The sequence below is a fragment of the Micromonospora sp. IBHARD003 genome (assembly GCF_056106285.1).
Map to the genome: position 1 here is coordinate 3,716,397 of NZ_JBWBBX010000001.1, position 24,001 is coordinate 3,740,397.

Genomic DNA, 24,001 nt, shown 5'->3' on the forward strand with positions numbered 1-24,001 from the left:
GACATCCCCGCGGAGGCGGTCCCCCATCCTGAGAGGGCACGCGGGTGCCGTATCCTCACGCCACTTACCGTGCCGCGACCCGGGGGGATTCACACGGGCGCCGGCCGGGCTCGAACCACAGTGGGGATTCATGCGCTCAGCTTCCATAGGTGCCGTTCTCACCGGCGCCCTCGTGCTTTCCGGCTCCGCCCTCACCGCGCCGTCCGCGTACGCGGCGGAGACCGGCGTAGTGATCAAGTCGGTGTCCGTGAACGGTGGCAAGCCCATCGTTTTCGGCACCTCCCGCACGGAGTCGTTCACCATCTCGGTGACCGCGTCCGACGACTCGGGGATCACCGGCAAGGACGCGTTCTTCGGCATCAGTCGCGAGCTGGGTGACGACTTCTGGACCTACCACGGCGTCCCGACCTGCACCGCCTCCAGCACCACGACGTCCACCTGCAAGCTCACGATCAAGCTCGAGAGGGACATCGACCTGCCCCGCAACACGCTCGCGGGGCCCTGGGACGTGTACGTCCAGCTGGCCTCCAAGGACGGCGACTACTACGGGGACGTCTACAAGACCCACCCCGTGCAGCGGCGTTCCACGCTCACCGTCAACGCCGCGCCCGAGCCGGTCGCCAAGGGCAAGAAGATCACGGTCACGGGCAAGCTGGCCCGTGCCAACTGGGACAGGTACGTCTACGCGGGCTATACCAACCAGCCCGTGCGGCTCCAGTTCCGCCCGAAGAACAGCGACACCTACACCACGGTCAGGACCGTCACGAGCAACGCGACGGGCAATCTGAGCACCACCGTCACCGCCGCCGCCGACGGCTACTGGCGCTGGTACTTCACCGGCACCTCGACCACCCCGGCGGTCAAGGCCACGGGCGACTTCGTCGACGTGCTCTGACGGACGGACGGATAGACGGACGGACGGGTGTCTGGACGGACGGATAGACGGACGGACGTCTGGACGGACCCGGTCACGTCCGGCAGCCCGGAGCGGCCCGCCTTCGTGGCGGGCGCGCTCCGGGCTGTCACGTTCTACGAGACGACGGCCAGCTTGCCGCGGATCTTCGTACCCGCCTTGTAGTACTGCTGGTACTGAGCGGCGAGCGCCTTGATGTCGGTCGGGTTGAGCTTGATGCAGCCCTGCGAGAGATAGTCGTTGGGGTTGCTGTTGGTCCAGCGCTGTGACTCGGTGCTGCCCTGGCCGCCCGTGCGGGTCATCTCGCTGTGGATGAACAGTTCCGTGCGGGTGGCGGTGCCCGCCGCGCACTTCTTGTCGCTCAGCTGGAAGACGACGCCCTTGATGAGACTGCCGTTGTACTGCGTGTGCAGGGTGACGTCGTAGTAGCCGTTGGGCAGCCAGCCCTTGTTCTTCGTGCACTCGTTCTTGACGCCGAGTCCCGATCCGGCGCGCCAGGACAACTCACGGACCTTGACCTGCCGGCCGGACTCGTAGGTGCGGTAGACCCGCCAGTACAGACGGGAGTTGGACGGGCTGGACGGGTTCTTGTCGAAGGTCAGGGTCGTCGTGTACGCGTACGGCTCGGCGGCGTGAGCGGTCGCCGTGGAGCCGACTCCGAGTACCAGCGCCCCCATGGCCGCGGATGCCGCGACCAGACGGGTGGCGGAACGGTGCGTGTGTGTTCGTCGCATGATGGAGATCCCCCCGGATGTTCCGTTGCGGAGGCCCACTTCCGGGTCTCCGCAAGGCTGATGTGGCGAACTTGGTCATGTACACGCACCAAGTCGCCCCATGGTTCCGGGAGTTGTCCGGGAATTGAGCGAACTCCTGTGGGAATTGTGCGCGGTCCGCTCTGTCCGGGCGGGCGGCTCAGAACGTCAGCACGCCCCGCGCCACCCGCCCCTGTTCCGCGTCCTCCACCGCGGCGGCGAAGTCCTCGACCGGGTAGGTCCGCGTCACCAGTTCGTCGAGCAGCAGTCGCCCCTCCCCGTACAGCCCGGCGTACAGCGCGATGTCGTGCTGCGGCCGCGAAGACCCGTAACGGCAGCCCATGACGGTCTTGTCCAGGAACATCGACGCGGGCAGGAACGTCGCCTCGGCCGTCGGCGCGGGCATGCCGAGCAGCACCGCCTGGCCGCCGCGATCGAGGAGGTCGATCGCCTGGCGGACGAGTCCCGTGTGGCCGACGCACTCGAAGACGTGCCGGGCGCCGTCGGGGAGGACCTCCCGGACTCCTTCGACCGAGGTGAGGAAGTGCGTCGCGCCGAAGAGGCGGGCCGGTTTCTCCTTGGCCGGGTTGCTGTCGACGGCGACCACGGTGAGCGCGCCCGCGATCCGGGCGCCCTGCAGCACGTTGAGGCCGATGCCGCCGGTGCCGATGACCACGACGGTGTCGCCGACGGCGACCCTGGCACGGTTGAGCACGGCCCCGACTCCCGTGAGGACTCCGCAGCCGATGACCGCCGCCGAGGTGAGCGGGATGCCGGACGGGATCTTCACGGCCTGGACGGCCCGGACCACGGTGCGCTCCGCGAAGGCCGAGTTGGACGCGAACTGGTACAGCGGACGGCCGCCCTGGCTGAAGGGCCGGTCGGGCCTGCCGATCGAGCTGCGGCACATCGTCGGCCGCCCCTGGTCGCATGCGGCACAGGCCCCGCAGTTGGCGAGCGTGGACAGGGCCACATGGTCACCGGGCACGACATGGGTGACGCCCGCGCCGACCGCTTCCACGACGCCCGCGCCCTCATGGCCGAGGACGACGGGCGCGGGGAAGGGGATCGTGCCGTCGATCACGGACAGATCGCTGTGGCACAGCCCTGCGGCGGCGACGGCGACCAGCACCTCACCGGGGCCCGGGTCGCGTATCTCCAGATCGTCGGCCACCTCGGCCCGCCGGCCGTCGAACACGACACCTCTCACCGCAGCTCCCTGGGTAGGCCGAGCACCCGCTCGGCGACGATGTTGCGCTGGATCTCGTCCGAGCCGCCGTAGATCGTGTCGGCGCGGGTGAAGAGGAACAGGCGCTGCTGTTCGTCGAGTTCGTACGCGGGCGTCCAGGCACCCGGGCCGGACGTCGCCGCGGCACCGCGCACCTGCATCGCCAGCTCGCCGAGCCGCTGGTGCCAGCCGCCCCACAGCAGCTTGGCGACGCTCGGGGCGCCCGGGTCGTCCCGACGGCCGAGGGTGCGCAGCGCGTTCCAGCGCATCGTGCGCAGTTCGGCCCACTGCCGTACGAGACGGTCCCGCAGCACCGGATCCTCGTCGGCGGCCCCGCTGTCCACGGCCGAGGCGATCACCCGGCCCAGCTCCTCCTCGAAGCCGATCTGCTGGACGAGCGTCGACACTCCGCGCTCGAGGGCGAGCAGCCCCATCGCGACCTGCCAGCCGTTGCCCTCGCCTCCGACGACGCCGACGGCCTCGGCACCGTCGTAGAAGACCTCGTTGAACTCGCTGGTGCCGGACATCTGCCGGATGGGCCGGATGTCGATGCGGCCCGGCTGGTCCATCGGGACCAGCAGGAACGACAGTCCGTGGTGGCGGGCGGAACCGGGTTCGGTACGGGCCAGGACGAAGCACCAGTGGGCGTCCCCTGCGAGCGACGTCCAGGTCTTCTGCCCGCTGACGCGGTAGCCGTCGCCGTCGCGCACCGCGGTGGTACGCACCGACGCCAGGTCCGAGCCGGCGCCGGGCTCGCTGTAGCCCTGGCACCACAGCTCCTCGCCGCGTGCGATGCCCGGCAGATAGCGGCCCTGCTGCTCCTTGTCGCCGAAGGCGATCAGCGTGGGCGCCAGCAGGTTCTCGCCGATGTGCCCGACACGGCCGGGTGCCCGGGAACGTGCGTACTCCTCGGCCCAGACGACCTGCTGGGTCAGCGTGGCGCGGCGGTTGCCGTGGTCGGCCTCCCAGCCGAGCCCTATCCAGCCGTCGCGCCCGAGCTCGCGTTCCCAGGCGTGCCGTGCGGCGGTGTCCTCGTGCTCCCGTCCCGGTCCGCCTCCGGCGGTGCGGTAGGGCCCGGTGAGATGGGCGGCCAGCCATCGCCGGGCTTCGTCCCGGAACGCCTCGTCGTCCGGCCCGAACGCGAAGTCCATGACCGCCTCCTAGGCGTTGGGGCGGTCGCCGGACGCCGCCGCCTTCGCCATGGCCTCCAGCTGCACCAGCATCGGCATGGGGTCCGTCCCGACCGTCCCCGGCAGGAAGTCCGCGATCTTCTCGGGGGTCCAGGACCCTTCGGCGTACCCGGCCCGCAGCTCACGCGGCTGCGCCCAAACGGCGATCTTGGGGCCGGCGATCGTGTAGACCTGCCCGGTGATGTCCCGGGCCCGGTCGGAGAGCAGATAGACGACGAGCGCCGCGACGTCCTCCGGTTCGCCGATCTCCTTGAGCTCCATGGGCACGTTGGCGGACATCCGGGTCCTGGCGACGGGTGCGACCGCATTGGCCGTGACCCCGTACTTGTGCAGCCCGAGGGCCGCGCTGCGCACCAGCGAGATGATCCCGCCCTTGGCGGCCGAGTAGTTGGCCTGGGCGACCGAGCCCTGGTGGTTGCCGCTGGTGAAGCCTATGAGTGTGCCGCCGCCCTGTTTGCGCATCACCGCCGACGCGGCGCGGAAGACGGTGAAGGTGCCCTTGAGGTGGGTGGCGACGACCGGGTCCCACTCCTCTTCGGACATGTTGAACAGCATGCGCTCGCGCAGGATCCCGGCGACGCAGACGACCCCGTCGATACGCCCGAACTCGGCCAGCGCCGTGTCGACGAGACGCTGCCCGCCCGCCATGGTCGAGATGTCGTCGGCGACCGCCACGGCCCGGCCGCCCGCCGCCTCGATCTCCTTGACCACGGCTTCGGCGACCTCGGACGTGGGCGTGCTTCCCTCGATCGAGACCCCGTGGTCGTTGACGACCACCTGTGCGCCCTCGGCTGCGCAGGCAAGAGCCACGGCGCGCCCGATACCGCGCCCGGCGCCTGTCACGGCGACCGTCCTGCCTGCCAAGAAGTTCCCCATGCCCGGCCCCTTCCCGGATTTTCTGACGGACCGTTAGATTTTATGGTCCGCCGGACGCCCGAACACAAGACCCGGGAGCCCCGCACCTCAGGAGGAGCGATGGCCCAGCCGACTCCACAGACCCCGCAAACCGCGCAAACCGCGCAAACCCCGCAGACATCACAGACCCGGACGACTCCGCAGGCCCGGCAGGCCCCGCAGTTGGCCCCGGCGGCATCGGCCCTGCCCCCGGAGTTCCACGACATCGCCAAACGGATCAACAACTGGGGCCGCTGGGGCGCCGACGACGAGATCGGGACGCTGAACCTGATCACGGACGAGGTGGTGCGCGCGGCCGTGGCGGAGGTGCGCACCGGTCGCCGGGTGCCGCTGGCCCTGCCCCTCCGGCAGGACGGCGTGCAGACCGGGATGATCCCGGGCCGGGTGAACCCGCTGCACACCATGGTCCAGATCAACCAGGAGCTGTTCGGCCCCGGTACGGTCGCGACCAGCGACGACGCCGTGACGATGGGGCTGCAGGCGGCGACCCACTGGGACGCGCTGACGCATGTCTCCCACTCGGGCCGGATCTACAACGGCCGCCCCGCCGACACCATCACCGCCCACGCCGGGTCCCTGTTCAGCGGCATCGAGAAGGTCCGCACCCTCGTCACCCGCGGGGTGCTGCTCGACGTGGCACGCGCCAAGGGTCTCGACCGGCTGCCGGGCGATCACGCCGTCACCCCCGAAGACCTGTCGGAGGCCGAGGACTTCGGCGGGGTGCGCGTACGGTCCGGCGATGTCGTGCTCGTACGGACCGGTCAGATCCAGGTGTATCTGACCGGGGACAAGCACGGGTACGCCTATCCCTCGCCGGGCCTCTCGGTCCGCACCCCCGAGTGGTTCCACGCCCGCGATGTGGCGGCCGTCGCGAACGACACCCTGACCTTCGAGATCTTCCCGCCGGAGAACGAGGACCTCTGGCTGCCGGTGCACGCCCTGGACCTGGTGGAGATGGGGATGCTCCAGGGACAGAACTGGAACCTGGAGGAACTCTCCGCGGCCTGTGCGCGGGAAGGGTCCTACGCCTTCCTGCTGTCGGCGACACCCGAGCCGTTCGTGGGCGGCACGGGGACGCCGGTGGCACCGGTGGCGGTGCTGTAGGCCCGGCTCCGGGGTTCGGGGCCGGGTGCCTGTCCCGGTCCGCACGAGTGCGGTCCCGGTCCGGACGGGTCCGGTGTCAGGCCGTGTACGCGCCGGGAGTCAGACCCATCCGTACGGCCGCTAGACCGGAAGCGGCAGGAGCGGCGGAACCGGTGAGGGTCGTGGCGGGCCGGGCGGAAGGCCCCGCACACCGGTCGACCTCACACCAGATGCTCTTGCCCGCTCCCTCCGGCTGCCAGCCCCAGCGGTCGGCGAGCCCGTCGACGAGTTCGAGCCCGCGGCCGTTGGTGTCCTCGCGGTCCGCGTGGCGCGGCCTCGGGGGGCAGCCACTGGTGTCGGCGACCTCGACCCGTACCGTCCCCGACTCGGCCTCACCCGCGCCGAAGAGCATGCGCAGCACGGCCGGACAGCCGGTGTGCACCACCGCGTTGGTCACCAGCTCCGAGATGAGCAGCACCAGCGTCTCCGCCAGCGGCTCGTCGTCCTTTATCCCGGAGCCGGCGAGCCGCGAACGGGCCCATCTGCGAGCCCGCCCCACTTCCGCGGGATCCGGCCCGACCTCCATCTGAACCAGAAGCACCTGCACCGCTCACACCATCCGAACCGGCGGACACGTCGCCTCACGCCTCGAAGCCATCACGGAACGTGATTCCCTTACGCGACAGCATGGTTGACGTACAGTCACCGCAACAAGCGCTTCGGGCATATTCCAGCGCGAAGGAGTATGCGTGGTGCATACTGTGCGACGCACGCTGCGGATAGTCGAACACCCTGTGCGAGCGGCACGTTCCGCTCCGGCGGCCACGCTGGTGTCCGGCCGGAGGATCGGGGTTCGTACCCCGGGGCAGCACGCATCTCGCACCCCACGGAGCGTACCGGAGGGGCGACCCGACTCCGGCCCGTGACGAGTCCGTGAAGGACACAACCCGATATCGACGTCCGGCACCCACGCTCGGTGACGCGTCGCCGTGCGTCAGAGCGCGGCCGCCAGCACCTCCTCGGCACGGTCCGCCGTCTGCCAGAGCCGGGCGCGCACCCAGGCGCGTTTGAGGTGCAGATGAACGTCCGCCTCCCAGGTGAAGCCCATACCGCCGTGCACCTGGAGGCAGTCGCGGGCTCCGAGCACCGCGGCCTCGTCGGCGAGGAGCTTGGCACCTGCGATCTCGACGGGATCCGCGGTGACGGCTGCGGCGTAGACGGCGGCACGGGCGAGCTCGGTCCGCACCAGCATCTGGGCGCAGAGGTGCTTGACCGCCTGGAATCCCCCGATGAGCCTGCCGAACTGCTCGCGCTCCTTCGCGTGGCGCACGGCCAGTTCCGTGGTGCGGCCGGCGGAGCCGAGCTGTTCGGCGGCCGTGAGCAGCACGGCGTCCGGCCGCGGCACACCCGCGGGCGCGCCCGGCATCCGGTGCAGTGGCGTGAGCGGATCGACGGACCGCACGGGTACGGCGCCCGCAGCCTCCCCCACCACCGCGTCGGCCTCGTCGAGCCATGGCACCAGCGCGCCGTCCACCATCGTCACCACGGCCTCGCCGGTGGCCGCTCCGGGCACCGCACCGGCCGCGAGCTGGGTGGCCACCAGCGGACCGGGCAGCAGCACCCGTCCCGCTTCCTCGAAGACCAGCGCGGCCTCGGGGAGTCCGAGCCCGACCCCGCCCCGCGCCTCGGGCAGCCGCAGGGCGAAGAAACCGGCGTCACCGAGCTCGCGCCAGAGCGCCCGGTCCAGCCGCGGGGCGTCCCGCCCGTCCCGCTCGCCGGTCCCACGGGGTCCGTCGCGTCCCTCCCCCTCGTCGGGTCCGTCCGGTGCGCCGTGTGCCTCCTCCGAGTCCACGGCGGCGCGCAGGGCCGCGCGGTCGAAGCGGGCCTCCAGCAGCTCCCTGACCCCGCTGCGCAAGGCACGCTGGTCGTCGGTCGGTTGGAAGTGCACGCCGCTCACCGCTCCTTCGGCAGGCCGAGGATCCGCTCGGCGACGATGTTCTGCTGGATCTGGGAGGTGCCGGCGGCGATCGTGTACGACAGCGAGGACAGCCGGTCCAGGGTCCATGCGCGGGACACGTCGAGCGCGTCGGGGCCGAGGACCTCGGCGGCCGCGTCGTACAGCTCCTGCCGGGCGTGCGAGTAGCGGAGCTTGAAGACCGAGCCGCCGGTGCCGGGCACACCGCCCGGCCTCCCCGAGGGACTTCGGGCCGGGGGGATCGCCGCGGCCTCGCTGACGTTCCACTGGACGAGCCGCCACAGAGCACCGAACTCCGCGGCCAGTCTGCCCAGCCTGCGGCGCAGCACGGGGTCGTCCCAGCGGCCGTTCTCGCGGGCCGTGCGGGCCAGTTCGCCGAGGGTGCGCCGGCAGGCGACGACCTCGCCGGCGAAGGCCGTGCCCCTCTCGAACGACAGGGTGACCAGCGTGACCCGCCAGCCGTCGTTCTCCTCGCCCACCCGGTTGGCCACCGGCACCCGGACCTCGTCCAGGAAGACCTCGGCGAACTCGGTGGAGCCGGCGAGCGTCCGCAGCGGGCGCACGGTGATGCCGGGTGCGTCCATCGGCATCGCCAGCCAGCTGATCCCGCGGTGCTTCGGGGCCCCGGGGTCCGTGCGGACGAGCAGTTCGCACCAGTCGGCCACCTCGGCGTGCGAGGTCCAGATCTTGGAGCCGGTCACCACATAGCAGTCGCCGTCGCGTACGGCGCGGGTCCGCAGCGACGCCAGGTCCGATCCGGCGTCCGGCTCGCTGAAGCCCTGGCACCAGACCTCGTCGCCGCGCAGGATCGGCGCGAGCCAGCGCTCCCGCTGCTCGGCGGTGCCCTCCGCCGCGATGGTCGGCCCGGCGTGCAGCAGCCCGACGAAGTTGGCGCCGACATAGGGCGCTCCCGCCTTCTCCGTCTCCTCCAGGAAGATCAGCCGCCGGGTCGGCGACGCGCCCCAGTGCACGTCGCCGTACCCGGCGTCGTACAGCGCGCGCTGCCAGCCGGTGTCGTACGCCCGCCGGCCCGGCCAGTCGTCCGGCGAGGGCGGGGGCGGCAGTTTGGGCAGCGCCACTGCCAGCCACTCCCTCAGCCCCACCCTGAAGGCCTCTTCCTCCTCCGTGTACGCCAGGTCCATCGGGGCCTCCACTCCCGGCCGATTCTGACGGTCCGTCAGACAGCAGGCTAGCCCCGCACCCCTGGACCGACAAGGCGGGCGGCCTTACGCTCTGCGCACCATCTGACTATCCGTCAGCTACGGACGGGTCGGAGGGAACACGACCGTTCGGAGCCGGAGGGGACATGAACGAGACCGCACACGCCCTGAGCGCCTCCCGCACCCTCTGGGAGCTGATCGAGCGCCGCGCCGCGCTCACCCCGGACCGCCCGGTGCTGATCCAGGACGACCGCCGGCTCACCTTCGGCGAACTCAGAGACGGCTGCGAGCGGGTGGCGGCCGGGCTGCACGCGCGCGGCGTACGCCCGGGCACGGTCGTCGCCTGGCAGCTGCCCACCCGGATCGAGACCGTTCTGCTGGCCGGGGCACTCGCCCGGATCGGCGCCGTCCAGTCCCCGGTCATCCCCTTCTACCGGGACCGGGAGGTGGGCTTCGCCCTGAAGGCGTCGAAGGCGGGCCACTTCGCCGTTCCGGGCCAGTGGCGCGGTTTCGACCACACGGAGATGGCCCGTCGGCTCGGGGCGCCCTGCGTCTTCGAGGCGTACGACACACTTCCTGACGGCGACCCCTCCGTGCTGCTCCCGCCGCCCGCCGACGGGACGGAGGTGCGCTGGATCTACTGGACCTCCGGGACCACCTCCGACCCCAAGGGCGTGTGCCACACCGACCGCTCGCTGATCGCCGGCGGCTCCTGCCTGGCCCACGCCCTGCGGCTGACGGCCGACGACGTCGGCTCGATCGCGTTCCCCTTCGCGCACATAGGCGGCGCGGACTACCTGGTGATGCTGCTGCTGTACGGCTTTCCCGCCGTGCTCTTCGAGCAGTTCGCGCTGCCGGACGCCCTGGAGACGTACCGCAAGCACGGTGTGACGACGGCCGGCGGTTCGACGGCGTTCTACTCGATGTTCCTGGCCGAGCAGCGCAAACAGCCCGGGGAACCGCTGATCCCGAGCCTTCGGCTGCTGGCGGGCGGCGGCGCGCCCAAACCGCCCGAGCTGTACCACGCCGTCGTCCGCGAGATGGGTGTGCAGCTCACCCACGGCTACGGCATGACCGAGGTGCCGATGATCACCATGGGCGCGCCGGACGACAGTGCCGAGGATCTCGCCGGCACGGAGGGCAGGCCGCCGGAAGGCATGGAGGTCAGGATCGTCGACGGCGAGGTGCGGCTGCGCGGCGAGGCCGTCTGCCAGGGCTATCTGGACCCGGAGCAGACCGCGGTGGTGTTCGACGAGGACGGCTTCCTGAGGACCGGGGACCTCGGGCATGTCACCGCGTCCGGCCATCTGGTGCTCACCGGCCGTCTCAAGGACGTGATCATCCGCAAGGGCGAGAACATCTCGGCCAAGGAGATCGAGGACCTGCTGCACCGGCACCCGGGCGTCGGCGACGCAGCGGTCATCGGTCTGCCGGACGCCGAACGCGGGGAGCGGGTCTGCGCGGTGATCGAGCAGCCCGCGGGCGCGCCGCCGCTGACGCTCGCCGGGATCACGGCGTATCTGCGCGGCGAGGGCCTGTCCGTGCACAAACTGCCGGAACAGCTGGAGGTGGTGGCGGCCCTGCCGCGCAACGAGACGCTGCGGAAGGTGCTGAAGTACAAGCTCCGCGAGCGTTTCGGAGGAGCCGGGGCCTGAACCCCTGCGCCGAACCCGGGCTCTGCCTCCGGGAGTAGCGCGCGATGAAGGAAGCGGAGACGGGTCACGGGGCCGAAGCCCGGCCGGTCGCACCGGCGGGGCTTCGGGTCCAGAACACGGCTTAGGGGGTTTCTGATGGATCTCCGTCGCGACGCCGCGGAGATCCGTCAGAAGCTCCTAGGGCTCGGGCGTGACGTAGTAGGCCGCGAACGCCTCGAGGATCTGCTCCTCGCTGATCCTGCCGTCGCCGTCGGCGTCCAGCGCGGCGGCGACCATCGCACACCGCTCCTGCTCCACGCCGAGGACACGGAGCACCCTCGCGGCGCTCGCCGGTGTGACTCCCGCACCGTCCTCGTCGGCGATGGCGATCAGCGCGTGCAGGAAGGGCCGGGCGATCTCGGCGAAGCGGTGCGGATTGTCGCGCAGCCGCTTCACCGCGCCGGTGATGAATTCCTCACGCGTGACCCGCTGGTCGCCGTCCACGTCGGCGATCCCCGCCATGCCCTGCCAGAACGCCTCGGCGCCCGAATAAAGGGCCTGTCCCTTGTCCGAGCGTGCCGTGGTGCCGAACTCGGCGAGGATAGCCGCGGCCGCCTGGTTGAAGTCCGCCCGGTCGATGTAGCCATTGCCGTCCTGGTCGAACTCGGCAAACCGATGGGCGATCTTCCGCTCGTACTCTGCGCTGTCCATGCGGGGAGAGTACGACGTCCGGGGGCGGTCGCGCTCCCGTTCCGCCGACCTGCGGTTCCGAGGCCCGCGGCCACGGCGCCCCAGCGGACGTCTCTCACGCCTGTGCACGGGCCGCTACGCGGACAGCGGTTCCGCCTCGTCGTCGACAGCGACCGAGGCGCTCTCGTACACCTCGAACAGCCGCCGCACGCCCAGCGCCGCGAGAACCCGGTTCACATGCGCGCCCTCGGCACGCACCGGGACGTGCGCGCCCGGGGCATGCGCACCCGGTGCCTGTGCGCGGGAGCCGCCGGGCGCGGAGCCGTCCGCGCCCCCGACCGGCAGGATCAGCCGCAGCCGGCCGCGGCAGGAACGGATCAGCCTGCGCGCGGCTATCAGCATGCCGACCCCGCTGGAGTCGCAGAACACCACCCCGGAGAGATCCAGCACCACATCGCGCCGTCCCCTGGCCACCGCATCGTGCACTCGACGGCGAACGTCGGGCGAACTGACCAGGTCGAGCTCACCCTCTATACACAGCACGGTCCATCTGCCCTGTGCGCTCTCTTCGACCTCGACCATCACACATCCCGCGATCCGGAGGTTCGTCTTCAAGCGCCGCTTCCCACCAGCGGCGCCGCCAAACCCGGGCGGGCGGACTTGCCGCAAAGGTGCATGGCCGGCCGCCGGTGCCCACTACATTCGAAGAGACGGCAGACCACGGACGGACAGCAGTGCGGAGGGGGGCGCGAATGGCGAAGGACACACCACCCCGCTGGGACCGCAAGATGCAGCAGCGACTCGCGCGGGGCGAGGCCGCCGCACTCGGCGAGCTGTACGACCGGTTCGCCTCGCTGGTGCACAACCTGGCCCACCGGGTGCTGGACGACGACGCCGCCGCGGACCAGATCACGCGCGAGGTCTTCGGCTACGTGTGGGAGAACCCCGACGCCTACGACCCCAAACAGGGCTCCATGCGGTCCTGGGTGGCCAAGCTCACCCACCGGCAGGCCGTACACCGGCTGCGCGAGCAGGTGACCGCGGCCCACGAGGAGAACGGCGGGGGTTCGGCCGAGGAGTTGGAGCAGAAGGTGCGCCGTGCCTCCATCGCGGCCCGCGCGGACTACATCGTGACCTCGATGCCCGCGCCGCTGCGGGCCGCCCTGGACCTCGCCTACCACCAGCGCAGGGACTACCGGCAGACGGCGACCGACCTCGGTGTCACGGAGGACGAGGCCAGGCGGCGGCTCAGGCTGGGGCTGCAACTGCTCTCCACGGCGAACACCCGCCCGCTCGTCGGAGGCTCGTCACCGCCCGGATACGGGCGCACGCGGTGACCGGGCCGCTCGGCGGGGGCCGGGGCCCTGACGAACCCGACGACGTGCCCGGCGCCGCACCGCGCATCCCGGGTCCGCGGGCAGCCGGCGACGACCTCGAGCCGCCCCCGGTCCTGCCGGGCCCGGTACCGGCGAAGGAGCCGGCGGCACCGCCCCGGCTGCCGCACAGCGTGCTGAAGTCCCTGCTCGGCGCCTGGGCGCTGGCAGCGTGCTCCGCCGAGGAGACGGCGGCGGTCGAGGAACACCTCACCGCGTGCGCACCCTGCGCGGACGAGGCACTGCGGCTGCGCGACGCCGTGGGACTGCTGCACACCGACGGCGATCTCGACCTGGACCCCCTGCTGCGCTCGCGCGTCCTGGAGAACTGCCTGGGCCGCCGCCCCGCCCGGATCCCGGTGCCCGCCTGGGCGGCTCCTTACGATGCCGAGACGGCACGGCTGGACGCGCTGCTGCGGGACATCGGCGACGCCGAGTGGCACACACCGCTGCGGCTGAAGTGGTTCGACGGCAGGGAGGCGGTGAGCCGCAGAACCACGGTCGCAGGGGTGATCGGCCATCTGATGTCCGTCGACGGGCTGGTCGCATCGGCGCTCGGTCTCGACGATCCGGTGGGCGACGCGGCACCGCGGGCCCCGACCGGCCGCACCGAACACTTCTGGCGCTCCGCGCACTTCCCGCCGACCCGGACGATCCGCGCGCCGTGGCGCGACCAGAGCCACACGCTGGTGCGGACCGTGTCCTTCGCCGGCCGCGGTGTCGCCGAGCTGTCCGTTTCGTACGGCGATTTCGCGCTGCCGCTGCGCGACTCCCTGCTCGACCGGGCCTTCGAGTGCTGGGTACACGCGGACGACATCGCCCAGGCGATCGACTACCCGTACGATCCGCCCAGTGCGCTGCATTTGCGCCATATGATCGATTTGGCGGCCCGTATGCTGCCGACCGCCCTGGCCACCCGTCGCCGTGCGGGGCTCGCGGGCCCCGCCCACCGTCTGGTCACCGCCGGCTCGCCCGGCCGCTCGCTGCATCTCGAGGTCGAAGGGGCGGGCGGCGGCCACTGGTACATCCCGCTGGACTCCCCGGCCGCGCTCGGCGACCCGGCCCGCTCGGTGGCGCAGATCGCCCTGGACGCCGTCGAGTTCTGCCAACTGGTCGCGGGACACGTACCGCCCGAAGAGGCCGCGGCGGGTCAGCAGGGCGACCGCGAGGCCATCCGCGACGTCCTCTTCGCCGCGGCGTCGCTGTCACGACTCTGAACGGCCCGGCACGGGCCCGTGCCGGGTCCGATGCGGTCCGGTGCGGTGAACAGGCCCCAGCGCGAGTGACCCCGCGGGCGAACCCTCAGGCGAAGACGACCGTGCGGCGGCCGTTCAGGAGGATCCTGTGCTCCGCGTGCCACTTGACCGCACGGGCCAGCGCCTGGCACTCCACATCGCGCCCGATCGCCACCAGTTGCTCGGGCGTCACCTCGTGGCCGACCCGCTCGACCTCCTGCTCGATGATCGGGCCCTCGTCCAGGTCGGCGGTCACATAGTGGGCGGTCGCCCCGATCAGCTTCACACCGCGTGCATGCGCCTGGTGATACGGCTTCGCACCCTTGAAGCTCGGGAGGAAGGAGTGATGGATGTTGATGATCCGGCCGCTGAGCTGCTTGCAGAGATCGTCCGAGAGCACCTGCATATAACGGGCGAGCACGACCAGCTCCACCTGCTCCGCCCGCACCAGCTCCAGCAGCTCCGCCTCCGCGGCCGCCTTGGTGTCCTTGGTCACCGGGATGTGGCGGAAGGGGATGTCGTACGAGGCCACGAGCTCGGCGAAGTCCGTGTGGTTGGAGACGACGGCGGCGATCTCCACCGGCAGCGCGCCGATCCTGGACCGGAAGAGCAGATCGTTCAGACAGTGGCCGAACTTGCTGACCATGAGCACCACGCGCATCCGCTCGTCAGCGCGGTGGATCTGCCAGTCCATCTGGAAGGAGTCGCCGACGGCGGCGAAGCTCGCCCGCAGCTTCTCCACCGTCACCGGGGTCTCGGCCGAGAAGTGGACCCTCATGAAGAACAGACCCGTGTCCCGGTCTCCGAACTGCTGGCTGTCCTCGATGTTGCAGCCGGTGATGAACAGATAGCTGGAGACAGCGTGCACGATGCCCTTTTTGTCGGGGCAGGAGAGCGTCAGGACGTACTGATCGGTCATCCTCGTAGACTGCCACACCCCAGGAGCACCGGCAGTGCCGTGTCCGTCAGGCGGACCGCGTCATGATCCGCAGCACTTCCAGGGTGCGCGGCGGCGTGTCCGGGTCCTCCCCGTCGTTGGTCGCGAGCCGTATGTGCGCCTCGCGCGCGGCCCGTACCGCCTCCGGCCAACCGTGGTGCTCCATGTACGCCGACACCGGCGCGTCCGCACCCACCTGGTGCATGATCCTCAGCACCCGGAGCACGGCCACGTCCACGAGGGCCGCCTCCCCGGAGTCCCGGAAGATCGTCCCCACGTACTTCTCGGCGGACCAGTTGTCCAGCCAGGTGTCCTCGACCAGCCGGTAGACGGCGTCGGTGACGTCTCCGTATCCCTCGAGGCCGGCCAGCCAGGCGTCCTGGTGGAAGGCGGGGTCGGAAAGCATGTGCAGCGCCGAGCGCACGTTGCTGCGCCAGCGCCACCAGGGCATGTCATTGAGCGGCATGTCGCCCATGGTGAAGGAGCGACGGCCGCGACGGGAAGAGTTCATAGACGTTCACCTCGTGAGCTCGGTCCTTGCGGGCTCACCGCAAAGGGCCCCGCGAGCTCCGCACAGGGCCCCACGACCGAGGAGCCGTGCGGCCCCGGGCCGCACGACCGAGAAGACTTGCAGGTCCCGATCGTACGCCCGCACCTCCGAGCGATCTTCGGCGCCCGGAATTCATGCCGCCGAAACCTCTCGTTGAGCCGGGGACACTGCGGAGTTACCCATGAGTCGGAATTGTGTGGGGCCATGACCGGATGGCGCCGTTCCTCCTCTTCCCGCCCCTGCAGTTACCGGACCGCGATGGCTCTTGCCGTGTCCACGGCGGCAGTCGGAGCGTCGCTCACCGGCTGTGGCGCGCTCCCTGGTGCCTCGGGGGACTCCAGGGAGCCGATCACCGTGATGACGTTCGCGCCGGATGAGACCAAGGCCACCAACATGCCGGGCATGCCCGCCATGGCCCAGGCCTACGCCCGGTACGTCAACGAGCGGGGCGGCATCGACGGGCACGAACTGCGTGTCCTGACCTGCAACGAGCGCAACACCTCGGCCGGCGCCGCGGCCTGCGCCCGCCGCGCCGTGAAGGAGGAGGCGGTCGCCGTCGTCGGCTCCTACAGCCAGCACGGCCGCGCCTTCATGGCCCCGCTCGAGGCGGCGGGCATCCCCTTCATCGGCGGCTTCGGGATCTCCGAGGAGGAGTTCACCAGCTATCTCTCCTACCCCGTCAACGGCGGACAGGCCGCGCTCCTCGCGGGCAACGGGCGACAGCTGGCGGCCAACTGCAAGAAGGTCTCGCTGGTGCGACCGGACACGGTCACCGGCGACGATCTGCCCGTGCTGCTCAACGCGGGTCTGGCGCAGGGCAAGCGTCGGCTGTCCTCCGACATCAAGGCGGCCGAGGACTCCAGCGAGTACGAGCAGAAGGCCGAGAAGGCGCTGGAGGACGCCGGCGACGGCCGGGGATGCGTGACAGCCGTGCTGGGCGAGCGGACGGAGACGTTCTTCGACTCCTTCCGTCGTGTGCGCGAGGAGCAGAGCTCGAACGTCCGGGTCTCCTCGGTGCTCAGCTCCGTCGGCCAGCCGCTGATCGACCGCACGGGCGGCGCGAGAGGGCCCTTCGAGGGCGCCCTGATGACCGGCTGGTACCCGGCCGCGGGCAGCGCCCAGTGGGGCACGATGCGCGATGTGCTCCGCGAGCACGCCTTCGGCGACAACCGGATCGACCCGGCCGACGCGGGTGTGCAGACCACCTGGATCGCCTACACCGTGCTGAAGCGGGTCGTCGAGTCCCTCGACCGGGCCGACATCACCCCGGGTGCGATCGCGCACGCCCTCGACAGCGGCGTCATGGTCGACACCGGCGGCCTCACCCCGGCGCTGCGCTGGCGCTTCGAGGACATGCTGGGCGCGTCGGGCTTTCCCCGGCTGGTCAACCGCAGTGTGACCTTCCAGGTCGTACGGGCGGGGCGGCTGGTCGCCCAGAAGCCGGGCTTCGTCGATGTGGGGACGACGATGCGGGGGGCGCCGACGGCGTAAGGGGGCGGGTGCCTTCGGCGGTGCGGGGTGCCTTCGGCGGTGCGGGGTGCGGTGTGCCGTTCACAGGGGTAGCGCCCGGGGTGTCCGTCCTCAAACGCCGGACCGGCTTGGAATGCCGGCCCGTGCCAGACAGGCACCCGGAGTGTCCGCCCTCAAACGCCGGACCGGCTTGGAATGCCGGCCCATGCCAGACAGGCACCCGGAGTGTCCGCCCTCAAACGCCGGACCGGCTAGGAATGCCGGCCCATGCCAGACAGGCACCCGGAGTGTCCGCCCTCAAACGCCGGACCGGCTAGGAATGCCGGGGCGGGTCAGAGTTGGGTGGGCTCGCGCTTCGTCAAGGCGTAGGTGTTGGCGATGGTGTTCCAGAGGCCCGCGGCCTCGCGCTTGGCCTTGCTGGCCTCTCCGCTCGCCCGGTTGCCCTGCGAGGCGTCCTTCGTCTGCCGCGCCCTGCCGTCCCGGCAGCCCTTCTTGCCGTCCACCTGCTCGGCCCACTCCGCGTAGTGGTCGTCGGCAGAAGCAGACGCCTCCCAGGCCTTGGTCAGGGACGCGGTGAGGTCCTTGTGGTTCTGGAGCTTGTCGACGCTGAGGTCTCCCAGGCGGCTCACCAGTTCGCGACGCTGATCGGCGGCGTCTCGCAGATCGCCGGCCGCCCGCTCGAGGTTGTCGCACCTCTTGATCGACTCGACGGAGCGGATCACGGCGGCGCGGCTGTTGTTGCTGTCGGCGAGGAGCTTGTCCAACGCCACCGCCTGGGCCTTCGCCGGGTCGGCCGGCGCCTCGGCCGGGCCCTTGGACGCGGGCGTGCTCGCGGCCGCGACGGGCTTCGCGTCGCTGTCCTTGTCGTCCCCGCCGAACATCAGGGCGCTGACGCCGAGACCGACCACGGCGCAGCCCACGACGACCGCGGCGATCAGCGGCACATGGGAGGAACGACGCGGCGGCTCGTCGTCCCCCGGGCCGTAGGGGGCGTGCGGGGCGTAGTGATCCTGCGCGTGGCGCTGCTGCGGGGCGTACTGCTGGTGCGCGGGCTCGGCCGCGAATCGCGGAAGCTGCGTGGTCGAGTCCGCCCGGCCCGCCGCCGCGCCCTCGCTGCGGAAGAGGCCCTCGAACTCCGCGGGGGGCTGCCGCTCGCCGGGCGCGCCGGGCCGGATCCCGTACGGGGCCCCGGTCGGCGGTGCGGGGACCTGCTGCGGGGGTACGGGCGGCAGGAACTGGGTGGCGTCCGCCTCGCCCGCCGGCGCCGGAGCCCGCATCCCGAGGTACTGCGTCGACTCCGCGGGGGCCTCGGGCGGGAGCGGCCCTGCGGCCTGCGGTGCGGCCGGAACGGGAGCGATGTACTGGGTGGCGGCAGCGTCCCCGCCCACCGCGGGAGCGGTCGGCGGGATGTACTGGGTTGCGGCGGCGTCCGCCGCGGCAGCGACGGGCGGGATGTACTGCGTCGCATCGCTTCCGGCGTCGTACTGCTGCGGCAGCGGCTGGGCGTACGGGGCCTGCCCGCCCGGCGCCTGCTGCGGCTGGGGGTGCTGCCCCTGGCCCGGGCCCCACGGCGCGCCCCAGGGTGCCCCTTCGGCCGGGGCGGCCTGCTCGCCGCTGACACCGGGTATCCAGGGCTCACTGCCGTCTGCGGGCAGCACGACACCTTCGTGCGCGGGCCGCGCAGCGGGGAGCTGCGTCTCGTCACCCTGTCCGCTTCGCGTCACCAGGACTCCTACACGTGAACCTACGGAACCGTCGGCTCACGCTACCGGGTGTATCGACGCCTCCGCACATACGTGTGGTGCCCGTAACAAGAAGACGCCCCGGGACGCTGATGGCGCGTGCGCGCGGGAGGCGGCCGGTCGCACCGGCCCGGCCGCCTCGGCAAACGCCCTGCCAGGGCCTACGCCGCCAGCAGCTCCACCCGCGCGCCGAACTCCCGCACCGCAGGCTCCTCCACGAACGGATCGAGCCGGTGCCGGAGGTCGTCCAGATACTCCACGCCCCGGCTCGACCGCAGGGTGCCGAGCAGCTCCACCGCTCGGGTGCCGGTGTGGCAGGCCGCCTCCACCTCACGCTGCTGCACCTGGGCCGTCGCCAGCAGCACCAGCCCGATCGCACGGCGCCGCGCACGGGATTCCGGATGGCCGTCGAGGGCGTCGCCTGCGCGGCGGGCCGCCGCGTCCGCCTGGCCCAGGTCGCGGTGGCAGTGGGCCAGCTCGTCCGCCAGATAGGCATGGTCGAAATGCGCGATCCAGGCCGGGTCGTCGCCGGATGCCGGATCGGCCAGCTCCAGCGCCGCGAGCGCCTTGCCGGCGACCTCGTGGCAGGCGCGGGCGTCACCCAGCAGGGCGTGGCCGCGCGCCTCCGCCGCGTAGAACATCGCCTCCGCCCGGGGCGTCACCTGCCCCCGCGCGCCCTCCTGCGCCGCCCGGGCGAGCTGGGCGATCTCCCGCGGGTTCCCGAGCTGCGCCGCGAGGTGGCTCATCGATGCCGCCAGCACATAGCCTCCGTACGCCCTGTCCCCCGCCGCCTGGGCCAGGCGCAGCGCCTGGATGTAGTAGCGCTGGGCGAGCCCGGGCTGGCCGGTGTCCACGGCCATGTACCCGGCGAGTTCGGTCAGCCGCGCGACGGCCGCGAACAGCCGGCGGCCCACCGGCTCCCGGTACGAGCCGGACAGCAGCCCGGACACCACGCTGTTGAGATAGTGGACGACGACGGGCCGCACATGCCCCGCCCCGAAGCGGTGGTCCAGGCCCTTGAGCGCCTCCGTCATGGCCTCCACGGCCTCGACGTCCGAAACCCCCACCCGGGCCCCCGTGTTGCGCTCCACCTGTGCGTCCGCGCCCGTGATCAGCCAGTCACGGCTGGGCTCCACGAGGGCCGACGCCGCGACCGTCGACCCGGACAGGAAGTCCCGGCGGCCCACGTCGCTGCGCCACAGTTCACAGACCTGCTCGATGGCGCCGAGCACGGTCGGGGCGAACTGCAGCCCGACGCCCGATGCCAGGTTCTTGCCGTTGGCCATACCGATCTCGTCGATCGTGACCGTACGGCCCAGCTTGCGGCCCAGCGCCTCCGCGATGATCCCCGGTGCCCGGCCGCGTGGCTGCTGGCCTCGCAACCAGCGCGCCACGGACGTCTTGTCGTACCGCAGATCCAGCCCACGCTCCGCACCCACCATGTTGACCCGGCGGGCGAGACCGGCGTTGGAGCACCCGGCCTCCTGGATGAGCGCCTGCAGCCGTTCGTTCGGCTGGCGGGCGACGAGTGGCCTCGCTGCCATGACTACCCCCTGTACCGGACCGCTCAGTGCGCGATCTCCCATTGATCACTTCCCGGCGGTTATCCGGAGAATGCCGATGAGCTCGGACGATTACGGGTGAATGCCGCTACAACGCAAGGGGCTACCCCTTCGCCGGGCCCCGGCCGCATGCGCGCCCCCTTCCGTGCTCCCGTGCGCCCCAATTGCGGGATCGATGCACCATGTCTCCGCCTGTGCTCTCTTATGGCCCGGTTCCCTTCCGAAGCGCCTCAGCTCACTCGCCTCGCGCCCGTAACCCGTACCGGCAAAGGGAGTTGAGCCCATCGTGGAAGAGACCATCGAAGAGTCGATCGACGGATCGACCGGTGCCCCGATCCGCGTGCCGGGGGCGGGCAGGATTCCCCAGCAGCGTGGTGAACAACTGCTGGAATGTGCCGTGCGGTATGCCGAGGAGCGCCGCTGGGACGTGTTCCCCGGCACCTGGCTGGACGTGGTGGACGGGGAGGAGCGCTGCTCCTGCGGCGTGCCCGCGTGTGCCGCGCCGGGGGCGCATGCCGCCCGCCCGGACTGGGCGAACCAGGCGACCGGCAGCATGCCCTCCGTCCGTCGGCTCTGGGGGGACCGGCCGAAGGCGTCGATCCTGCTTCCCACCGGGCGCACCTTCGACGCGCTGGACGTCCCGGAGTCGGCGGGCTTCCTCGCGCTGGCCCGGATGGAGCGGATGGATCTCGCCCTCGGCCCGGTGACCTGCACCCCGGACCGCAGGATGGTGTTCTTCGTGCTTCCCGGGGCGGCCGCCAGGGTCCCCGGACTGGTGCGGACCCTGGGCTGGGCGCCGGACTCGATCGATCTGGCACCACGCGGCGAGGGCCATTACGTCGCGGCCCCTCCGACAAGGGTCGGGGGCCGCGGCGCGGTGCAGTGGGTCCGTCGCCCGACGGTCGCCAACCGCTGGCTGCCGGACGTAGAGGAGCTCATCAGTCCGCTCGCCTACGCCTGCGGAAGGGAGGCCGCCGCCGCGCGGCCGCGCCGCTCGTAAGGTGGTCCCCGCATATACGGGGACCAAGGAAGGCGGCATGTATGCCCGACCAGGCATCTGCGCACAGCGAGCACACGACGACGAGTGAGCGGGGGACGGCGCCGCCCGCGGTGCGGGTGGAGGGGCTGTGGAAACGCTTCGGCGAGCAGATCGCGGTGGCGGGCGTCGATCTGACCCTGCCCGCGGGGAAGTTCATCGGTCTCGTCGGGCCGAACGGGGCGGGCAAGACGACGACACTGTCGATGGTGACCGGACTGCTCCGCCCCGACCAGGGGCGTATCGAGGTGGCCGGCCATGACGTCTGGCGCGATCCGGTCGAGGTCAAGGCCAGGATCGGGGTGCTGCCGGAGGGGCTGCGGCTCTTCGAGCGGTTGTCGGGCCGCGAGCTCCTCGCCTACAGCGGCCGACTGCGCGGACTGCCCGGCGACGAGGTCGACAAGCGGGCGGCGCAGCTCCTCGACGTACTCGACCTGGCGGGCGCCCAGCACAAGCTGGTCGTCGACTACTCGACGGGTATGCGCAAGAAGATCGGCCTGGCCGCGGCACTGCTGCACAACCCGCGGGTGCTGTTCCTGGACGAGCCCTTCGAGGGCGTGGACCCGGTCTCGGCGCAGACGATCCGGGGGGTGCTCGAGCGGTACACCGCCTCCGGCGCGACCGTCGTCTTCTCCAGCCATGTGATGGAGCTGGTGGAGTCGCTGTGCGACTGGGTCGCGGTGATGGCGGCCGGCCGCATCGTGGCGCAGGGGACGCTGGAGGAGGTACGGGGCCCGGCGGCGTCGCTGCAGAACGCGTTCCTGGAGCTGGTCGGCGCGAGCGGTCGCGACACCGGGGAGGCGCTGGACTGGCTGGGCGGCGGCGATGCCCGATGACGGGCACGGCATCCGGATCGCTGACCCCGGTCTTCCTGCGGCTCAAACTGTCGCTGCTCGCCAACGGGCTGAGGCAGTCGTCGGGCCGCAGGGCGGCCTTCATCGCGTCGGGCGTCACGGCACTGCTCTTCGCGGCCGGCCAGCTCTTCGGGCTGACCCTGCTGCGCGGCCAGGAGCACGCCGTCTCGCTGGTGGTGCTGCTCGTCGGTCTGCTCGCGCTGGGCTGGGCGTTCATGCCGCTGTTCTTCCCGAGCGGCGACGAGACGCTCGACCCGACACGGCTGGTGATGCTGCCGCTGCGGCCGCGGCCGCTGGTCACCGCACTCCTGGCGGCCTCGCTGGTGGGGATCGGGCCGGTGTTCACGCTCTGTCTGGCGGTGGGGGGTGCGCTGGCCCTGGCACACGGTGTGGCGGGGGTCGCGACCGCCGTGGTGGCCGTACCGCTGACGCTGGTGGTGTGTGTGGCTCTGGCGCGAGCGGTCGCCGCGGCGAACACCCGGCTGCTCACCTCCCGCAAGGGCCGGGACCTCGCCGTGCTGAGCGGTCTGGTGATCGCGGTGGGCATCCAGTTCGTCAACTTCGGTGCCCAGCGGCTGGGCACGGCCGGCGGGCTCGAGGCCCTGGACCCGATCGCCGCCGTCGTGCGCTGGATCCCCCCGGCCTCGGCACTGGGCGCGGTCGAATCGGCGAGCACCGGGGCGTACGGCATGGCGCTCGTACAACTCGCGCTCTCCGTCGCCGGGCTCGTCGCCCTCCTCTATGTCTGGCACCACAGCCTCTCCCGGCTGATGACCGCCCCGGACGGGTCCACGCTGGCCGCGGCGTCGGAGCCGAGCCGTCAGGGTGGGTACTCCGCCGGTCTGCACCGGCTGCTTCCCGACGGCCGTACGGGCGCGGTCATGCAGCGCACTCTGCGCTACATCTGGCGCGATCCGAAGACGAAGACGGCGTGGGTGACGGCTCTGGCGATTGGCCTGATCGTGCCGCTGTTCAACGCCCTGCAGGGCACGGGTTCGATCTACTTCGCCTGTTTCGCATCGGGCATGCTGGGCGTCCAGATGTACAACCAGTTCGGCCAGGACTCCTCGGCCTTCTGGATGGTCGCGCAGACGATCTCGACGCCCCGTGACGCGTATCTCGAACTGCGCGCCCGCGCCCTGGCGTCGCTCCTCATCACGTTCCCGTACACGGTCCTGGTCACGGTCACGACAGCCGCGCTGCTGGACGACTGGCAGGCGCTGCCCGAGGCGCTCGGCCTCGCGCTCGCCCTCCTCGGCGCGACGATGGGGACGGGCGCGGTGGCCTCCGCGCGCTTTCCGTACTCGATTCCGCAGGAGGGGCACAAGAACGTCGCCGCGGGGCAGGCGGGTCTGGCCTGGATCTCCATCTTCGGCGGGATGATCGCCTCGGCCTTGCTGTGTGCGCCGGTGATCGCCCTCACGATCTGGCTGAATGTCGCCGATGCGGAGTCCGCGCTGTGGAGTCTGCTGCCCCTGGGACTCGTCTACGGCGCGGTGATGACATGGAGCGGTCTCCGGCTGGCGGGGCCGCAGACGGCGCAGCGGCTGCCGGAGATACTGACGGCGGTCAGCAAGGGCTGAGCGCCTCCATCCGCGCGCAGGCATGGGCCCCGGGTGCGTTACCCGGGGCCCTCCGTCGTCCGCGGTCGGTCATCCGTCGTCCCCACCGCTCTCCGCGGGCCCTGGATCAGGCGTCGGCA

At 71.5% G+C, this 24,001-nt stretch carries 22 protein-coding genes; 9 read left to right on the top strand and 13 right to left on the bottom strand.

Features of this window, described 5'->3' with window-relative positions:
- The first annotated feature begins 130 nt into the window (after positions 1-130).
- Positions 131-895: a hypothetical protein gene (locus tag ACTWOL_RS16415; protein WP_474297462.1), complete on the top strand. Its 765-nt coding sequence runs from the start codon at positions 131-133 to the stop codon at positions 893-895.
- A 134-nt stretch (positions 896-1,029) separates the two neighbouring features.
- On the opposite strand, the gene ACTWOL_RS16420 is transcribed toward ACTWOL_RS16415, so the two are convergent.
- From ACTWOL_RS16420 to ACTWOL_RS16435, 4 genes are all read right to left on the bottom strand, one after another.
- A complete protein-coding gene (locus ACTWOL_RS16420) occupies positions 1,030-1,647 on the bottom strand; it encodes a hypothetical protein (protein ID WP_474297463.1) in 618 nt (205 codons plus the stop codon).
- 178 nt (positions 1,648-1,825) lie between these two features.
- Positions 1,826-2,875, bottom strand: a complete 1,050-nt coding sequence (locus ACTWOL_RS16425) for a Zn-dependent alcohol dehydrogenase (protein WP_474297464.1) — start codon at positions 2,873-2,875, stop codon at positions 1,826-1,828.
- Positions 2,872-4,044 carry an acyl-CoA dehydrogenase family protein gene (locus ACTWOL_RS16430; RefSeq protein ID WP_474297465.1) on the bottom strand — a complete coding sequence of 391 codons (1,173 nt, stop codon included), beginning with the start codon at positions 4,042-4,044 and terminating at the stop codon, positions 2,872-2,874. Before ACTWOL_RS16430 ends, ACTWOL_RS16425 begins: the two co-directional genes overlap by 4 nt.
- A gap of 9 nt (positions 4,045-4,053) precedes the next feature.
- The gene (locus ACTWOL_RS16435; protein ID WP_474297466.1) at positions 4,054-4,959 is read right to left on the bottom strand and encodes an SDR family oxidoreductase; all 906 of its coding nucleotides are present in this window, start codon (positions 4,957-4,959) and stop codon (positions 4,054-4,056) included.
- Between the two features lie 99 nt (positions 4,960-5,058).
- Here ACTWOL_RS16435 and ACTWOL_RS16440 point away from each other — a divergent pair, with 99 nt between their 5' ends.
- The gene (locus ACTWOL_RS16440) at positions 5,059-6,102 is read left to right on the top strand and encodes a cyclase family protein (RefSeq protein ID WP_474297467.1); all 1,044 of its coding nucleotides are present in this window, start codon (positions 5,059-5,061) and stop codon (positions 6,100-6,102) included.
- A 76-nt stretch (positions 6,103-6,178) separates the two neighbouring features.
- Here the strand turns inward: ACTWOL_RS16440 and ACTWOL_RS16445 are convergent, their stop codons facing one another.
- From ACTWOL_RS16445 to ACTWOL_RS16455, 3 genes are all read right to left on the bottom strand, one after another.
- Positions 6,179-6,688 (bottom strand): ATP-binding protein, encoded by a 510-nt coding sequence (locus ACTWOL_RS16445; protein WP_474297468.1) that lies wholly within the window; start codon positions 6,686-6,688, stop codon positions 6,179-6,181.
- 387 nt (positions 6,689-7,075) lie between these two features.
- The gene (locus ACTWOL_RS16450) at positions 7,076-8,029 is read right to left on the bottom strand and encodes an acyl-CoA dehydrogenase family protein (RefSeq protein WP_474297469.1); all 954 of its coding nucleotides are present in this window, start codon (positions 8,027-8,029) and stop codon (positions 7,076-7,078) included.
- Between the two features lie 5 nt (positions 8,030-8,034).
- Entirely contained in the window at positions 8,035-9,198 is a 1,164-nt protein-coding gene (locus ACTWOL_RS16455) for an acyl-CoA dehydrogenase family protein (RefSeq protein ID WP_474297470.1), read from the bottom strand.
- A 164-nt stretch (positions 9,199-9,362) separates the two neighbouring features.
- Here ACTWOL_RS16455 and ACTWOL_RS16460 point away from each other — a divergent pair, with 164 nt between their 5' ends.
- A complete protein-coding gene (locus tag ACTWOL_RS16460; protein WP_474297471.1) occupies positions 9,363-10,871 on the top strand; it encodes a class I adenylate-forming enzyme family protein in 1,509 nt (502 codons plus the stop codon).
- A gap of 177 nt (positions 10,872-11,048) precedes the next feature.
- On the opposite strand, the gene ACTWOL_RS16465 is transcribed toward ACTWOL_RS16460, so the two are convergent.
- Positions 11,049-11,561: an EF-hand domain-containing protein gene (locus tag ACTWOL_RS16465; protein ID WP_474297472.1), complete on the bottom strand. Its 513-nt coding sequence runs from the start codon at positions 11,559-11,561 to the stop codon at positions 11,049-11,051.
- A 114-nt stretch (positions 11,562-11,675) separates the two neighbouring features.
- Complete coding sequence (locus tag ACTWOL_RS16470; protein ID WP_474297473.1) at positions 11,676-12,155, bottom strand: STAS domain-containing protein; 480 nt, start codon at positions 12,153-12,155, stop codon at positions 11,676-11,678.
- A gap of 137 nt (positions 12,156-12,292) precedes the next feature.
- Here ACTWOL_RS16470 and ACTWOL_RS16475 point away from each other — a divergent pair, with 137 nt between their 5' ends.
- Together ACTWOL_RS16475 and ACTWOL_RS16480 are read left to right on the top strand one after the other, a co-directional pair.
- On the top strand, positions 12,293-12,877 hold the full coding sequence (locus tag ACTWOL_RS16475) for a sigma-70 family RNA polymerase sigma factor (protein WP_474297474.1): 585 nt from the start codon (positions 12,293-12,295) through the stop codon (positions 12,875-12,877).
- Positions 12,874-14,130 carry a zf-HC2 domain-containing protein gene (locus ACTWOL_RS16480; protein WP_474297475.1) on the top strand — a complete coding sequence of 419 codons (1,257 nt, stop codon included), beginning with the start codon at positions 12,874-12,876 and terminating at the stop codon, positions 14,128-14,130. Before ACTWOL_RS16475 ends, ACTWOL_RS16480 begins: the two co-directional genes overlap by 4 nt.
- A gap of 85 nt (positions 14,131-14,215) precedes the next feature.
- Here ACTWOL_RS16480 and purU read toward each other — a convergent pair whose 3' ends face one another.
- Together purU and ACTWOL_RS16490 are read right to left on the bottom strand one after the other, a co-directional pair.
- Positions 14,216-15,067 (bottom strand): formyltetrahydrofolate deformylase, encoded by an 852-nt coding sequence (purU, locus tag ACTWOL_RS16485; RefSeq protein ID WP_474297476.1) that lies wholly within the window; start codon positions 15,065-15,067, stop codon positions 14,216-14,218.
- Positions 15,068-15,113: 46 nt separating this feature from the next.
- Positions 15,114-15,596, bottom strand: a complete 483-nt coding sequence (locus ACTWOL_RS16490) for an SCO4402 family protein (RefSeq protein ID WP_474297478.1) — start codon at positions 15,594-15,596, stop codon at positions 15,114-15,116.
- A gap of 297 nt (positions 15,597-15,893) precedes the next feature.
- On the opposite strand from ACTWOL_RS16490, the gene ACTWOL_RS16495 reads away from it, so the two are divergent.
- Positions 15,894-17,126, top strand: a complete 1,233-nt coding sequence (locus ACTWOL_RS16495) for an ABC transporter substrate-binding protein (protein WP_474297479.1) — start codon at positions 15,894-15,896, stop codon at positions 17,124-17,126.
- A gap of 311 nt (positions 17,127-17,437) precedes the next feature.
- On the opposite strand, the gene ACTWOL_RS16500 is transcribed toward ACTWOL_RS16495, so the two are convergent.
- A complete protein-coding gene (locus ACTWOL_RS16500) occupies positions 17,438-18,829 on the bottom strand; it encodes a hypothetical protein (RefSeq protein WP_474297480.1) in 1,392 nt (463 codons plus the stop codon).
- Between the two features lie 179 nt (positions 18,830-19,008).
- The gene (locus ACTWOL_RS16505) at positions 19,009-20,391 is read right to left on the bottom strand and encodes a hypothetical protein (RefSeq protein WP_474297481.1); all 1,383 of its coding nucleotides are present in this window, start codon (positions 20,389-20,391) and stop codon (positions 19,009-19,011) included.
- 304 nt (positions 20,392-20,695) lie between these two features.
- Here ACTWOL_RS16505 and ACTWOL_RS16510 point away from each other — a divergent pair, with 304 nt between their 5' ends.
- Genes ACTWOL_RS16510 through ACTWOL_RS16520 form a run of 3 tightly spaced genes read left to right on the top strand, consistent with a single transcriptional unit; the run spans position 20,696 to position 23,882 of the window.
- The gene (locus ACTWOL_RS16510) at positions 20,696-21,409 is read left to right on the top strand and encodes a bifunctional DNA primase/polymerase (protein WP_474297482.1); all 714 of its coding nucleotides are present in this window, start codon (positions 20,696-20,698) and stop codon (positions 21,407-21,409) included.
- 41 nt (positions 21,410-21,450) lie between these two features.
- Complete coding sequence (locus tag ACTWOL_RS16515) at positions 21,451-22,281, top strand: ABC transporter ATP-binding protein (RefSeq protein ID WP_474297483.1); 831 nt, start codon at positions 21,451-21,453, stop codon at positions 22,279-22,281.
- Positions 22,278-23,882 carry a hypothetical protein gene (locus ACTWOL_RS16520; protein WP_474297484.1) on the top strand — a complete coding sequence of 535 codons (1,605 nt, stop codon included), beginning with the start codon at positions 22,278-22,280 and terminating at the stop codon, positions 23,880-23,882. The genes ACTWOL_RS16515 and ACTWOL_RS16520 overlap by 4 nt, the downstream gene beginning before the upstream one ends.
- The last annotated feature ends 119 nt before the right edge of the window (positions 23,883-24,001 follow it).